Genomic DNA, 14,941 nt, shown 5'->3' on the forward strand with positions numbered 1-14,941 from the left:
GAGCAGACGCGCCACCAGGCGCCTCTGCCTGAATGTTACGCGCAGGCCAGCACGCTTTCGGCCACGCATTCCGGGTGCGCCTGCAGGCGTGCCAGTGCATCGGCATAAGCGGGCATAGCATGAGCGGCTCCCTGTCGTTCAACGCACAGGGAGGCAAACGCTGCGGCGAACAGTGCAGCCTGTTCCAGAGAAACGCCGGCGGCCAGCCGGGCAGCCAGCGCACCGTTAAAGGCATCGCCCGCGCCGGTTGTATCAAGCGGCGTGGCGGGAAACACCGGAATATGCAGCAGCTGTTGCCCGTCAGACAGTAAGGCCCCCGCCGTACCCAGGGTAATAATTACCTGACGTGCGCCCTTGCGGTGCAGCACAAGGGCGGCCTGCCGGGCGCTGGCGAGGTCCGTGACCTTCACGCCGGTCAGCAGCATGGCTTCGGTACTGTTGGGCGTCAGCAGATCGACCTTTGCCAGCAGAGCGTCACTGATTTTTTGAAACGGTGCCGGATTAAGGATGACAAAGGTATTTGCCGCCCGGGCATGATCGATCATGCGCTGAATCGCGCTCAGATTATTTTCCAGCTGTACCAGCAAAATATCCGCCGCGGCAACAGTCGGCCTGCAGCGCGTCACTTCCGCTGCGCTGACGGTGAGATTCGCCCCAGGATAAACAGAAATCATATTCTCAGCGTCATTACCGGCCACGTAAATCAACGCATTGCCGGTGGGTTTCTCTTTGCAGGTGAACAGCGTAATGGCATCAAAGCCGGTTTTTTCCAGATGCCGGCGGGCAAATATGCCGAAGTCGTCGTTGCCCACTTTGCCGATGTAGTGCACCCGGGCGCCCGCACGAAGCGCGGCGGTGGCCTGATTCGCGCCTTTGCCGCCGGGCCCCATCATGCTGTGCTGGGCAATTAACGATTCACCCGGTAGCGGAAAGCGGGCCATGCCTGCCACGATATCCAGGTTGAAGGAACCGAACACGCACACTTTGCCTTTCATTTTTTCCCTCCAAAACAGCGCTCGGCGGCCAGACAGGCACCGCGACAGCCCGTGTGATCGGTTGCATGGCTGAAAACGATTTTTAAACCCTGGCGCGTAACAGGCGGTCGCAGATGTTGCTGAATGGCGCTGCGCAACTGCACCAAGGGAAAATCCGCCATCGACAGTACGCCACCGCCCAGAATCAGGTACTCGGGATCCAGAATGTTCATTTCGCTGGCGATCAGCTGTGCCAGCCGCTGCACAAACGCCCGCAGATCAGGGTGATCGCCATGCCGGGTAAAGAGTTGCGAAATCCCCGTATCCGGCTGTTGTGCTGCCGCCCAGGTGCTGAGCCAGTGACCGGATATCAGGGTTTCGGCACAGCCCCGGTTGCCGCACGGGCAGGGCAGGTCGTTGTTCGCCAGCGGAATATGGCCCAGCTCGCCTGAGCCGCCATGATGACCATGATAAAAGCGGCCTTCCAGCCACAGGCTGTTACCCAGACCGGTGCCGGGATATAACCCCACGGCATTATTGGGTAACGTCTCCAACTGCAGCAAATCCCACAGCATCAGGTGGTTCACATCTTTATCCATGGCAACCGGAACGCCAAGGCGCGCGCTGAGCCGTGCCACGACGGGTTGTTGATCCAGCGCCTGAATAAAGGGCAGCGAGATCACCTGCTGGCGGTCACGGCTGAGAATGCCGGGCAGGCCAAGCATCACCCCGCTTACCGGCTGCGCCTCCAGCGTTTCGCAAATCAGATCGCCAAGCGCGACCAGCGCATCCGCCTGTTGCGACCAACTGGCGGTCGGCACTTTACGGAAGCCGCACCAGTTCCGGCCTTCTTCCATCAGCTGCAAACGGGTGCTGGTGCCGCCAATATCAATGCCAAGCCAGCGTGATTTCATGCAGACTCCTGCGCCAGTCCCTGCGCGGCATCAATACTGTCGCGCATCATTGTCCAGGCGGTGGAGAGATCGTCATGCAGGTTGAACAGGCCCGAGGTGCCGACAATCAGCACTTCCGCTCCGGCTTCCAGCAGGGTGCGATAAGTGCGTTGATTACAGGAGCCATCGATCTCAATCAAATAGTGGTAGCCGTGGGCGCGTTTTAACGCACTGAGTGCCCGAATCTTCTCCACCATTTCCGGTATGAAGGGTTGCCCGGCATAACCCGGATCCACCGTCATCACCGTGATCTTATCCAGCAGATGCAGGTAATGATGAATAAAGGACACCGGCGTGGCGGGGTTCAATACCACGCCCGGTTTTTTCCCCAAACTGCGAATCAGGTTGATCACCCGGAAGGCATCCCGATTGATCGTCTCTGCGTGCGGGCAAATATAGTCCGCTCCGGCGTTGGCGACTGCCTCAATAAAATCGGTGGGCTGCTCAACCATCAAATGCACATCGATAGCCACTGGCGTGTGCGGGCGAATTTGCTCAATAAAGAACGGTGAGAGCGTGATATTTTTGACGTAGTGACCATCCATGATATCAACATGCAGGAAGTCAGCGCGGGTGTTCAGCACAGCCAACTGCTGCTTGATCTCCATCAGGTTCATACACATCAACGACGGGGAGATTTGAATTCGCATCATACTTCCTTTTTCTCAGTCAGAGGATTCAGTACCGCACTCAGGCGCTTGCTGCGCTTCATGGCACGGCGTTCATTGAGTCGGGCTTTACCCTGTTTCACGGCCAGCACCACAATCAGCACTGCGCCCCACATCGCCAGGCTGACGTGCTGGCTGATATTCATCAGGTTGAAGCCAGTTGAGAGGATCTGCAGGGCAATCAGCGCCAGCACGACGCCGGTCACACGGCCAAAACCGCCGTTGGGATCGGTGCCGCCAAGAATAATGGCCAGCACGGTCAGCAGCAGGTACGCATCGCCATAGCCCATACGCGCAGAGTTAAATCGCGCCATCATCACGAGCCCCGCCAGCACGCATAGCAGGCTGGAAATCACATACACCAGCACGATCATGCGATGCGTATTAATTCCGCTAAACCAGGTGGCATTAATGTTGCTTCCGCCCATATAGATGCACTTACCTGCACGGGTTTTCCCCAGGAACACCGCCAGCAGCGCCGCGGCCACGAAAAAGACCCACAGCGGCAGAGGAATGCCCAGCAGCGTGTCGGCGCCCAAAGCGCGCACCACCGGCGGCATGCCGCTCACCGCGGCGCCTTTTGTCAGCCAGATGCCGATGCCGTTGAGGGTAATCATGGTGGCCAGGGTCACCAGAATGGGATGGGCACCGATGCGGGTTACCATCACGCCGGTGATCAGGCCAATCAGTGCAGCAATCAACATGGCACCCAGCACCGCTAGCAGCAGCCAGGCCAGCTGCTGACCGGTTCCCGCCCCGTCTGGCAACATGCCGAGTAGCACCCAGGCGATGAACAGGCTGGTCAGATTGGCGGTGGTAATAATCGCCAGGTTTAATCCGCCACTCAGAATGGCAATAAACATCGCCAGGGTGAGCAAGCCCAGCTCAGGCAGTTGAAAGGCCATGCTGAGAAAGGTGGAATCGGTAAAAAAACGGCCGGGCAGCAGGATGCTGAACAGCGCCAGCGCAAACGCGATGAGCAGCAGCAGGCCGGTATTGGTACCGTCAGGTTTCAACGCAGTTAAAGGTTTCATGTGTGCTTCTCCCATCAGACAAAGCTGACGTCAGTCTCTTTGCGCTTTTTATAGTGCGTGACGGCGATGGCGACCATAATCACGCCACCGACCACGATGTTCATGAAATAGTTGGATACGCCAATCAGGTTGAGGCCGTTCTTTAAAATGGCGATCAGGAAAACCCCCATTAAGGTGCCGCTGACCGTGCCTTTCCCGCCCATCAGGCTGGCACCACCCAGCACGGTGGCAGCCAGCACATCCAGTTCACCGCCGACCAACGCGTTTGGCACCACTTCACCCATGCGATAAACCTGCACCAGTCCGCCAATGGCCGCCATCGCCCCCAGCCAGCCGTAGGCAAAGAGGTGAATCAAACCAACGCGAATCCCGATGCGCCGCGCGGACTCCGCATCACCGCCCACGGCATAAAGCTGGCGGCCCAGATGCGTTTTGTTGAGTAACACGGCCGTCAGGGTGGCGATGACCAGCAGGACGAGCAGGGGCAGGCCAAGCTGAAACGTCTGGCCCTGCCACTCAAACGGCAGCACGCTGCGAAGGGTGATCCACCATTCAGGCAACTGATAGAGGCTGCGTCCGCCGGTTGACCACATCAGCAGCCCAAACAGCAGCGACTGCATGCTGATCGTGATGATGATGGAGACCACCCGCAGCCAGGTAATGAGCCAGGCGTTGATCATGCCGAACAGCGTGCCGCAGGCCACCGCCAGGCCAATACTCAGCAGGGCGTGATCAAACTGATAGCGTATAAACAGGGTGGCGATGAAGTACTGCACCACCGAGGCCACGGCAGCAAAGGAGATATCGATGCCGCCGGTGACCAGCACCACAAAGAGCCCAAGTGCGAAGATGCCGGTGACCGCATAGCTTTCGGCTAAATCCAGCAGGTTTTGTACGCTGAGGAACTGGTCGCTGGACAGCGAAAACACCCCAATAAACAGCAGTAAAACCCAGGTCAGCCAGCCCTGGCTGGAATGAGGACGTAAACGGGATAAGTCAGGCATTGATGACCTCCGCCAGTTGCTGTTCTTGCACTCGGTCTGGCTGGTATTCGGCATGGATCGTCCCCTCACGGAAATGCAAAATGCGGTCGCAGTTGTGCCAGACCTCTGGGACTTCATCGGAAATCAACATAATCGATAAGCCTTCTCGCGCCAGTTCGTGGATCAGCTGGTAAATACTGGCCTTCGCGCCGACATCGACGCCGACGGTGGGCGAGTCAAGAATTAACAGGCGAGGTTGAGTGAGTACCCACTTGGCTAAAACAATCTTTTGCTGGTTGCCGCCGGAAAGCGTGGAAATTGCCTGCTCGGGATCGGCAACCCGGACGCCAAGCTGCTGAATCCACTGCAAGATCAGCCTGTTCTTACGGTATTCATCAATCAGGTGAAAGCGGTTTTGCAGCTTATCGAGAATCGGCAACACCATGTTATCGGCCACCGACTGTTGCTGAACCAGCCCCAGCGTCAGACGGTCTTCTGAGACATAGCCAATACCGGCTTTGATGGCGTCTTCATGGCTACGGAAGCGTACCGGTTTCGTGTCCAGCCAAATCTTGCCGCTGTCGGGCTGGGTCATACCAAATAGCGACAGAGCCAGCTCGGTACGACCCGAACCCAGCAGGCCACAGAGCCCCAGCACCTCGCCTTCGTACAAACGAAAATTCACGTCGTGGTACTGCCCGCTCCGGCTGAGGTGTTCGACTTCCAGCAACACGCGATCGCGCCTGCGCGTGACGTTTTTCAACGGATATTCCAGCTTCTGTCCGGTCATCAGTTCTGTCAGACGGTGCGGCGTCATGTCCTGTGCTGGCCAGCTGCCAACCCTGCGGCCATCGCGAATAACCGTCACCCGATCGGAGATTTCCAGTACTTCATCCAGTCGATGGCTGACAAACACCACACAGATGTTTTTCTGTTTGAGATAGCGCACCGTGCGCAGCAGCTGATTCACTTCTGTACGGGTTAGCGAGGCTGTGGGTTCGTCCATGATCACCAGCCGGGCATCGGCAACCAGTGCCCGGCAAATCGCGACCTGTTGCCGCTGGGCAATGGAGAGGTGCGCCACTTTCTCGTTGAGATCGAGTTCAAACTGAAGCTCGTCAACGATACGTCGGGCGCTGGCATGCAGCCTTTTACGCTGATGCCAGCCGAACAGGCCACGCAGGTTGTGTTCAAACGCAATGTTTTCGGCCACGCTCAGGTTAGGGAACAGAGACAGATCCTGATAGATCACCTGTATACCAAAGTCTCTGGCCTGCTGGGTTGAGAGGCGGGGCAAAATTTCCCCTTCGCCCAGACGGATCTCGCTGCCCTCATCCGGCGCATGAACGCCTGAAATCACCTTAATGAGCGTGCTTTTGCCACAACCATTGGTCCCGGCAAGGCAGTGCACTTCTCCGGCCAGCAGCGTCAGCGAAATATCGCTCAGCGCACGATGACCACCAAACGTTTTCGACAACGCATCTAACGTCACGAGCGTCTGCGGTGCGACAGGTCTCATCTCTACAGCCCCAGCTTAATCAGTTTCGGCAGGTTGGCTTTATCCAGGCTTTCGGTGTTATTGCCCAGAAGGGTATGCGTCGTGTCATCGACCCGGACCTTGCCTAATCCCTCAATGGTCATGCCATCTTTAATGGGCGTGTTTTTCTCCATCATCTCGGCAAGACGGACAAACACTTCACCGGCCGTATGGGGATTCCAGATATAGCCGCCTTTGATCGCGCCCCGATTGACGAGCTGCGCGCCCTGGCCCGGACTGAAGGCTCCGATGACGCACACTTGGTTAACCTTATTGCGGTTCATTACGGCCCGGCCTGCGCCGATAGGGCCCTGTGAGCCAAAGGCTAAAATCCCTTTCAGATTGGGATATTTAGACATCAGCTCGTTGGTGGTACGGATAGAATCATCCAGCGATTCGCCTACGCCAAATTTGTCGGTGACCAACTGCATTTTGGGATAATGCTGTTTTTGATACGCCAGCGCGGCGTCGGTCCACTGCTGGTGGAGCGGCACCGTCAGGCTGCCAACGTACATGGCGTATTGCCCTTCATCGTGCATACAGGCTGCCAGCGCTTTCATATGGTTGATGCCGTGCGTGGCTGCATCCACTAACTCAAAGTCCCAGTTGGCGAATTTCTGACCCGGTGATTCATGGGTAATCACTTTGATGCCCGCATCGCGCGCCCGCTGTAAGACGGGCTCCAGGACTTTAGGATCGTTGGGAACCACGCCAATGATATCGACTTTCTGCGCAATCAAATCCTCAATAGCGCGAACCTGCAAGGCGGGATCGGCTGCGGTGGGTCCGACCATCCATGCATCTATGCCGCTTTTCGCCGCTTCACTTTTAATCCCGGCTTCCATCGCGTTGAACCATGGAATACCGCCAATTTTCACCACGATGCCCATACGTATTTTTTCTGCTGCCTGAGCCTGGAATGCGAATAACGCGATCAGGGAGCAGGCGATAAGCTGTTTTTTCATAGTGACTCCATTTATTGATTAATAAGCTGCACGGACTGAGGCCGTTGTGAACAGTCGATAATATTTACCCCGTTCCACGCCAGTTCCTGTTCCAGCTCTTTATCTTTTAACTGGTCGGTAATAAGAAAATCCACATCGCGATAATGACAAACACGCGCGAATGAGGGCCGAAGAAACTTAGAGCTATCCATTAATAAATGTTTGCGTTCAGCTGCCAGAATGAGTTGTTGTTTTAAATGTGCATTATGTTCATTCCCCTCGCGTAAATAACCGTCGTTGCCCAGGCTGCTACAGGAAAAAAAGATTTTATTTATTTGAAACTCTTTTAACGGTTGTTCAGTTACGATGCCGTGAAAATCTTCATAGCGATCGGAATATTCGCCACCCAGGCAGATCGTGCGAATACTGCTGCGCGCCGCCAGGGTCTGCACAATGCGTAAAGAATTAGTTAATACAGTTAATTCAATATCCGGTAACTGTCGGGCCAGATAAAAACACGTGGTACTACTATCGAGTAATAAACAATCACCTGGGCTAATAAACCCCAGCGCCCGCTTAGCAATGGTCATTTTGGCATCGACATGTTCATTAATTCGCTGCCGGAAAGATAATTCATACTCATTAATGGCCCGGTTATTTATCTGAATGGCTGCATTATATTGTTTAACCGGAACAGCGCCGCCATGGCTTCGCTGGAGTATGCCTTTCTTTTCCAGTTGCGCTAAATCCCGACGAATCGTTTCCTGCGAAACCTGACATAAGGCGGTCAGTTCAGCGACAATCACGCGTCCATTACGCATTAATTCATCAATAATTCTCTGCTGGCGTTCAATCGGCAACATGCTGGCCTCCGAGGGTTATAAAGTACTGGAAGGCACGCGGCAAAAATGTGGCCTGAGCGTGGCTACGCAGGTCACTCTTCTCACAGCGTGCGTAAAGAGATATTTGTTGGGTTTTTATGAAAAACTATGTAATAGGTATATTAAAGACGTGACTGATATCACTAAATTAGGGTTATTTAACCGTAAGAAACAGGGCTGACAGGCTTTTATGCCTGCACCTGTGGCGACTATAACATGCCTGTTTTTGACCGTTTATGTGTATTTGACCGATTCGACTGGCGGGAATGTCCGACGAATCCGATTGAGCGCAACAGAGTGAAACAGCATGATGACTATTCTGCAGAGATCACCGCCTTTCTTTTGTTGTAAAGCGGATGTTTTTTAGTCGGTTAGCTGCGCTTGCTGAGCACTTCACAGAATGCGGCCCTCGTGACGTGCGCTATTGCGCTATCATCTTCCACTCAAAGAAGTTGGGGTTCGATTTTCTTAATGTGGTATGGGATGAAATCGCTGTTTGCGTTGTCTGTTTTTATGGTTGCCGCTGCTCAGGCTGATCCGGTACAGAAGCTGTTTTCTGACTGGCAACTCACCTGCAATAATGCGGCGCATTGCGTTGCGCGCAGCATACCTGGCGACCAGGGCTTGGTTATGACGCTTTCCCGCAGTGCGGGATCCGATGACAAACCGTTACTGCGCATCGATTACGGCAGCGCATACAGCGGCGCGCTGCCCGGCCCGGCGCTGCAAGATAATCTTTTAGTCGATCAACGTCGGCTGCGGCCTGACTTCAAGCACTGGACGGTTGAGCCACACCATCTTGCTACCAGCAATCCTATCGCCATTAACGAATTTCTTGAACTGACCATGGATGCGAAAAGCCTGCAGCTGACGTTCAATGCCGGTCCGCAGATCTCGTTGCGCGGTATGAAAGCCGCGTTGTTATTTATGGACGATGTGCAGGGCCGGGTGAATAGCATGAGTGCCTGGGTCAGGCGCGGAGGAAGAACCGGCGTCCCGGCCGCACCGGCCGTACCGCAACTGCCGCCGGCGATGGCTGCGCCTGCGCCACTGACGCGTGACGAGACCAGCGGGCTGATCGACTACGGAACGTGGCGGGTGAATTCGGATACCTGTTCCCTTGATCCCCTGCGCCGCGAAGTCAGCGTCTCGCCGCTGACAGACAAAAAAGCGCTGCTGCTGGTCAGCTGTGAAATGGGCGCCTATAACGTGATCGATCTGGCTTTTGAAGTAACGCGTGCGCCGCCCTATGTGGCGCGTGGGATTACGCTGACCTTGCCTTTTACCCCGCCGGGCGCATCAGAGCGCCAGCTGGAGCTGATTAACGCAGATTATGATGCGGCAAGCGGGCAGCTCTATACCTTTGGCAAAGGACGCGGACTTGGCGACTGTGGTACCGCGACCCGCTGGCAGTTTGACGGCGAGCATTTTGTTTTAGCCGAGTATGCCGAGGAGTCAACCTGCGATGCCTGGCACAGCAGTGACGACTGGCCCACGCTTTGGGTGAGCCAGTCAGCCTCATCAGCGGTGAGCGGTTAAGGAATCGCCTGGACCATCATCGGCGAGCCGTTCTGATTGCCCACCAGCTCAGCGAGCAGGTTGTTTACGCCGTCACTCATCGGCGTAAAGCGCGTCAGAGGCGAGCGGGTAACGACCACAAAAACCCCGACGTTTTGCTGGGGAACCATCGCCATATAGGTGATGAAGCCGCCGCCGCCGCCGGTTTTCTGGATAATGCCAGGGCGACCGTTGGCCGGCCCCATATAAACCCACCCCATTCCCAGCGCGTCGGCTTTGCCCGGCACGTCCATGCCGTCAACTTTATGCAACTGGTCGCGACGGTAGATCAGCGTCTGCAGGCGGTCGATCTGTGGCGTACGGTGATTTACCGAGGAGTTGAGGAACTGCTGCATCCAGCGGCCCATATCATCAGGCGTCGAATATACGCCACCGCTGCCGATGGCCGCCAGCGTGTTATTACAGGGGCTGGCGCCTTTTTCCGCCACCATCAGGCGTGCGCACTGCTCAGGTGACGGCGTAAAGGTGGTGTCTTTCATCCCCAGTGGACGGGTAATTAACTGCTGCAGCAGGGCAGGATAAGGCTTACCGGCCGCGCGCGACAGCGCATCGCCCAGCAGGTCATAACCGAGATTGGAATAGGCCGCATTGGTGCCGGGGGCGGCTTTCAGGCTGGCCGTGTTTAACCAACGCCAGCGTTCACTCTGTGTCGGCCAGACAAACACCGGACGATGGGGTTTGCCGCCGGGCTGCTCTCGCGGCAGACCGCTGGTATGGGTAGACAGGTTAATCAGCCGAATGGGCTGACCATCAAAACTGGGCACCCGCTTTCCGGGCGGTGCATATTTACTGAGCGGATCGTCAAGGCGAATCTCCCCGCGCTCGGCCATCTTCACCATGACTTCACTGGTCATCAGCTTGCTGAGTGAGGCAATACGAATTAACGAATCCTTTTGGGGACGAATATTGTTTCCTGGCCGCGTGTCACCAAAGCTGGCGAAAACCCGCTGATTACCATCTATTGCGACCAGCGCCATGCCTGTCGCACCGCTGGCATAGAAGATATGCTCCGCATAGCGGTCAACAATTTGGGATGCCAGCAACGGATCGGGCGCAACCTGCGCCATGCTTTTAAGGGGAAGCAAAGAAACCAGTAGAGCCAGTACGTAAGGAGTGCGCATTTTCAACGGAGAGGGCTTCGCTATAGGAATCGGGTGAAAACCTATAGTAATCAGTTTGCGGATGACGGGAAGAGCAAAGGACAGTTTTTTTTGTTTCGGATTACAGCATGCGGGCCAGACGTACCGGTGACGTCATGGGATTGGCGCCGCATTTTGCCCCTGAAAGCCACCTGACTGAACCGGCGCAGGGCGAGCACGGGACACCCGTTCGGTCAGGTGCGTTTGTACATGCGCCGGGGATGGCCCACCTTGCCATACAGCATTTCGACCGTCAGAAAGCCGGTTTCCACGCAGTGCTCCAGGTAGCGGCGGGCGGTCGTTTTACTCAGCCCGGTTTCTGTCATCACCTCATCGACCGAAAAAAGGCGCGTTGTGGCGGGCGTAAACAGTGTCTGAACCCGGGCCAGGGTATTTTCCTCAATGCCTTTGCTGCCGTTATCGTGCGGGTAGTTCTTCGCCTGCAACTGATACAGCACATCGACATTTTTCTGATCGACAATTTTCCATGTGCGCTGTTGGTCTGCAAAGGCGATGAAGTTGGCAAGCGAGCGGTTAAGGCGTTTCCAGGATACCGGTTTAAGCACGTAATCAAAGGCACCGTTGCGAATGGCCTGGCTGCAGGTATCCATATCACTGGCCGCCGTAATAAAAATAATGGAGCAGTTCGCGTTGGCCAGCAACGGATCGCCAATCAGGGTGATGCCTTTGCCATCAGGCAGGTAGTTATCGAGCAGCACCAACTGTGGCGCGGTCAGTTCAAGCTGCTGTCTGGCTTCTGCCAGGGAGCTGGCTATGCCGACCAGCCTGAGCTCAGGGTGCTTACCAATCAGTTCTGCATGAAGCTGAGCCAGTTCAGGCTCATCTTCAACAATCAGGACGGTAACAGGATCATGTTGCATCGCGGATTTTCTCCGTTTCCGTTACGGGACAGCTGTTGGTTTGCGCACAGGGGATAAACAGCGAAAACACCGCGCCACGGGGCACGTTGTCGCTGACCTCAATGGTTCCCCCTGCACGGGTAATATAGCTTTCGGTTAAATACAACCCGATGCCGTGATCGCCTCGGGTTTTGGTGGTCATGCCACGTTCAAACATGCGCTCGCGGATTGCCGGCGTAATGCCCACGCCGCGATCCGCCACTTCGATGATCAGCTCACGGGTACTGAGTTTAATCAGTACTTCAACAGGTTCATGAGGCAACGGGGCGCGCTGGGTGGCTTCAATGGCGTTGTCAAGCAGGTTGCCAATCACCGAAATCAGTTCGGCATCGGAAAGCGCGGGAAACGGCTTATCCATCAGGCACGCGGGATCAAAGTGGAGAATGACGCCTTTTTCTCTGGCGCGCGCGGCTTTGCCCAGTAATAAGCCGCACAGCAGAGGCGAAGTGAATCGAGCCGAGACAAAGTCCAGCAACTCCTGCTCGTGCTCGGACTGCGCTTCAATGTAACCAATCGCTTCGTCAAAACGCCCCATGTGCAACAGCCCGGAAAGCGTGTTCATGCGGTTAAGCTGTTCATGACGCATGATGCGCAGGTTATCGACATAACGTTTCACCTGGCTGAGTTGGGCGCTGAGGGAATCGATGTCGTTAAAATCGCGAAAGGTGATCACCCATCCCATTAGCGCGTCCTCCAGCATGATACGCACCCGGCTGGCGATGACGGTCAGCGAGTTAAATTGGCAAATCTCATCGTGGGTATCTTTTTCCAGCATTACGGGCTGCGATAAAAAGGGCACCGGGGAGACGATCTGGCTGACAGACTCGCCGCGCAGCGCCTCGGCGGACTGTGACAGTCCCAGCAGCTTGCGGGCAGCCTGATTAATCACTTCGATCCGCAGTTGTTCATTGATAACAATGACGCCTTCATAGATCGATTCCATCATGGCTTTTTGCTGGCGGACCATCAGGCCGATCTCGCGCGGTTCCAGCGAGAAAATCTGTTTTTTAATATTACAGGTAAAAAACCAGGAGAAAATAAACAGGGCAATAAGCACCAGCGCCGCCACGATCAACAGGTTGATCATGTTGCTAAAGGTGATGGCATCCAGATAGCGGGCGAGGTAGCCAACAGAAACAATACCGACGACCTGGCCGCGATCGTTGAGGATAGGCGCCTTACTTCGCAGTGACATTCCCAGGCCGCCTGTCCGAATGGTGGTGATACTTTTCCCTGCCAGCACCGCTGCGTTATCGCCGCCCACCAGCGGTTTGCCAATTCGGTCCGCCGTCACCGAGTGAAAAAGATGCAGGGCCTGGTTATCGCCAATCACAATAAAACTGGCATCGCTTTTCCGGGCTATAGCCTTCATCAGCACATTGATGGTCGTGATATCACGATCCGCCACCGCTTTTTTCAGTTCCGGAATCAGCGCGATCTCGTCTGCCTGAACCTTCGCGCGCATGCTCATCGCCTGATAAAGCTGCCGGGTGATGCTGACGTAATAATAGCTTCCCAGTAACACGAACAGGACAGACGAAAAAACCACGAGCGAAAGAAACAGCTTCGTTTGAAATGACAACTTCATGACTGTCACACGTATTTTGGAATAATAACTTCAATGTATCATCTTTTTAACAATAGGAACTACATCGGTTTAATTATTTGATAAATAGTGATTTTTATCGATTATCTAGGCTAAAAAAGCCCCTTGAAAGGCTGAATAACGGCAGCGGGGAATAAAAACCATAAACACCACGGCGATTATCACGATGCGGATCACGCTCTGGAAATAACACCATTAAAACTTTATGCCAGATACCTTCTTCTTCACGTAATTCCGCCTTTTTTCCCGGCATCCTGAAAAAAAACGATGACGCAAAGAGGATAATAATGAGCTCACCTGATAATTCTTTTCTGTCTGACACGCTGACCCGTTCACCGCGCAGGAAAACCCTGAAAGAGCAGTGGTGGCATATTATGGATAACTGGAAAGTCGGGATTATTCCTCTGCCGCTGTTTGTGCTGGCCGGTGCGCTCATTGCGGTAGACTGCCTGAGTGGAACGCTAAAAAGCGATATCGTGGTCATGGTCGCCACGCTGGCCTTTTTTGGCTTTGCCTGCGGAGAGTTTGGCAAACGCCTGCCCGTGGTGGGGCGTTTAGGGGCAGCGGCTATCTGCGCCACCTTTATTCCTTCTGCGCTGGTGTACTACGGTTTGCTTCCCGACATCGTGGTAACGTCCACGACGCAATTCTACAAATCGACCAATATTCTCTATCTTTACATTTGCTGCATCATTGTTGGCAGCATCATGAGCATGAACCGCACGGTGCTGATCCAGGGCTTTCTGCGCATCTTTTTCCCCATGCTCTGTGGTGAAATCGTGGGGATGATTGTCGGCATGGGCGTGGGTTTAGCGCTGGGGCTGGAACCCTTCCAGATTTTCTTTTTCATCATTCTGCCCATTATGGCGGGAGGCGTCGGTGAAGGTGCCATTCCGCTCTCCATCGGCTATGCGGCATTGCTCCATATGGATCAGGGCGTGGCGCTGGGCCGCATCCTGCCCATGGTTATGCTGGGTGGCGTGACCGCCATTATTATCTCCGGCTGTCTGAACCAACTGGGTAAACGTTATCCGCACCTCACCGGGGAAGGCCAGCTGATGCCAAACGTGACCAATGTTGAACCCGAGCCGCTGCAGTCCGTTTTCTCCGGTAAAGTTGACGTGACGGCGATTGCGTCCGGGGCGCTGCTGGCGGTGCTGCTCTATATGGTAGGGATGTTAGGGCAGAAGCTGACAGGACTGCCTGCGCCGGTAGGGATGCTGTTCCTGGCCGTGCTGGTAAAACTGGTGAATGGGGTTTCTCCGCGTATTCTGGCCGGTTCTCAGGTGGTCTATCGCTTCTTCCGCACGGCGGTAACCTATCCGGTTCTGTTTGCCGTCGGCGTCGCCATCACGCCCTGGCATATTCTGGTTACCGCGTTTACGCTCACTAACCTGCTGGTGATTATCAGCACGGTCAGTGCGCTGGTCGCAACGGGCTTCTTTGTCGGGAAAAAGATTGGCATGCATCCCATCGATGTTGCCATTGTTTCCTGCTGCCAGAGTGGGCAGGGCGGTACGGGCGATGTGGCGATTCTTACCGCCGGTAACCGCATGGGCCTGATGCCGTTTGCGCAGATCGCCACGCGCATCGGCGGGGCCATTAACGTTTCGCTTTCGTTGTTATTACTGAGCCATTTTCTCAAGTAAACCTGTTACGCCGACTGAAGCGCTCGCAAAGCAGCATGGCTCCCGAACGGTGCAGGCGTGAGATAGCCTGAATCC

General features: G+C 55.2%; 13 protein-coding genes. 2 read left to right on the plus strand and 11 right to left on the minus strand.

All coding sequences use genetic code 11. The annotated features are described in order from the left end of the window. Positions 1-35: 35 nt before the first annotated feature. From QLG08_RS16610 to QLG08_RS16645, 8 genes are read right to left on the minus strand one after another with little or no spacing between them, the layout of a single operon-like run. A complete protein-coding gene (locus QLG08_RS16610) occupies positions 36-995 on the minus strand; it encodes a ribokinase (protein WP_015699767.1) in 960 nt (319 codons plus the stop codon). Continuing rightward, positions 992-1,888, minus strand: coding sequence for an allose kinase (gene alsK, locus QLG08_RS16615; protein WP_088900722.1), 897 nt, complete (start codon positions 1,886-1,888; stop codon positions 992-994). Before alsK ends, QLG08_RS16610 begins: the two co-directional genes overlap by 4 nt. After that, entirely contained in the window at positions 1,885-2,577 is a 693-nt protein-coding gene (gene alsE, locus QLG08_RS16620; protein ID WP_014605304.1) for a D-allulose 6-phosphate 3-epimerase, read from the minus strand. The genes alsK and alsE overlap by 4 nt, the downstream gene beginning before the upstream one ends. After that, positions 2,577-3,629 carry an ABC transporter permease gene (locus QLG08_RS16625; RefSeq protein WP_072138199.1) on the minus strand — a complete coding sequence of 351 codons (1,053 nt, stop codon included), beginning with the start codon at positions 3,627-3,629 and terminating at the stop codon, positions 2,577-2,579. Before QLG08_RS16625 ends, alsE begins: the two co-directional genes overlap by 1 nt. 14 nt (positions 3,630-3,643) lie before the next feature. Beyond that, positions 3,644-4,633 carry an ABC transporter permease gene (locus QLG08_RS16630; protein WP_024471243.1) on the minus strand — a complete coding sequence of 330 codons (990 nt, stop codon included), beginning with the start codon at positions 4,631-4,633 and terminating at the stop codon, positions 3,644-3,646. Continuing rightward, positions 4,626-6,131, minus strand: a complete 1,506-nt coding sequence (locus tag QLG08_RS16635; RefSeq protein WP_013026664.1) for a sugar ABC transporter ATP-binding protein — start codon at positions 6,129-6,131, stop codon at positions 4,626-4,628. Before QLG08_RS16635 ends, QLG08_RS16630 begins: the two co-directional genes overlap by 8 nt. Before the next feature lie 2 nt (positions 6,132-6,133). Next, on the minus strand, positions 6,134-7,114 hold the full coding sequence (locus QLG08_RS16640; protein ID WP_019106056.1) for a substrate-binding domain-containing protein: 981 nt from the start codon (positions 7,112-7,114) through the stop codon (positions 6,134-6,136). A gap of 11 nt (positions 7,115-7,125) precedes the next feature. Next, the gene (locus tag QLG08_RS16645) at positions 7,126-7,956 is read right to left on the minus strand and encodes a DeoR/GlpR family DNA-binding transcription regulator (protein ID WP_013026662.1); all 831 of its coding nucleotides are present in this window, start codon (positions 7,954-7,956) and stop codon (positions 7,126-7,128) included. Positions 7,957-8,445: 489 nt separating this feature from the next. Here QLG08_RS16645 and QLG08_RS16650 point away from each other — a divergent pair, with 489 nt between their 5' ends. Next, complete coding sequence (locus QLG08_RS16650) at positions 8,446-9,513, plus strand: DUF1176 domain-containing protein (RefSeq protein ID WP_014605307.1); 1,068 nt, start codon at positions 8,446-8,448, stop codon at positions 9,511-9,513. Here QLG08_RS16650 and ampH read toward each other — a convergent pair. From ampH to QLG08_RS16665, 3 genes are all read right to left on the minus strand, one after another. Further along, positions 9,510-10,673 carry a D-alanyl-D-alanine-carboxypeptidase/endopeptidase AmpH gene (gene ampH / locus QLG08_RS16655; protein WP_014594262.1) on the minus strand — a complete coding sequence of 388 codons (1,164 nt, stop codon included), beginning with the start codon at positions 10,671-10,673 and terminating at the stop codon, positions 9,510-9,512. The genes QLG08_RS16650 and ampH overlap by 4 nt on opposite strands. A gap of 212 nt (positions 10,674-10,885) precedes the next feature. Continuing rightward, on the minus strand, positions 10,886-11,572 hold the full coding sequence (locus tag QLG08_RS16660) for a response regulator (RefSeq protein WP_013026659.1): 687 nt from the start codon (positions 11,570-11,572) through the stop codon (positions 10,886-10,888). Continuing rightward, the gene (locus tag QLG08_RS16665) at positions 11,562-13,199 is read right to left on the minus strand and encodes a sensor histidine kinase (protein WP_064374164.1); all 1,638 of its coding nucleotides are present in this window, start codon (positions 13,197-13,199) and stop codon (positions 11,562-11,564) included. The genes QLG08_RS16660 and QLG08_RS16665 overlap by 11 nt, the downstream gene beginning before the upstream one ends. A 305-nt stretch (positions 13,200-13,504) precedes the next feature. On the opposite strand from QLG08_RS16665, the gene QLG08_RS16670 reads away from it, so the two are divergent. Continuing rightward, positions 13,505-14,866 (plus strand): 2-hydroxycarboxylate transporter family protein, encoded by a 1,362-nt coding sequence (locus QLG08_RS16670; protein ID WP_014594259.1) that lies wholly within the window; start codon positions 13,505-13,507, stop codon positions 14,864-14,866. Positions 14,867-14,941 lie beyond the last annotated feature (75 nt).

This window comes from Pantoea sp. V106_11, assembly GCF_029967885.1.
Taxonomy (GTDB): Bacteria; Pseudomonadota; Gammaproteobacteria; order Enterobacterales; family Enterobacteriaceae; genus Pantoea; species Pantoea ananatis.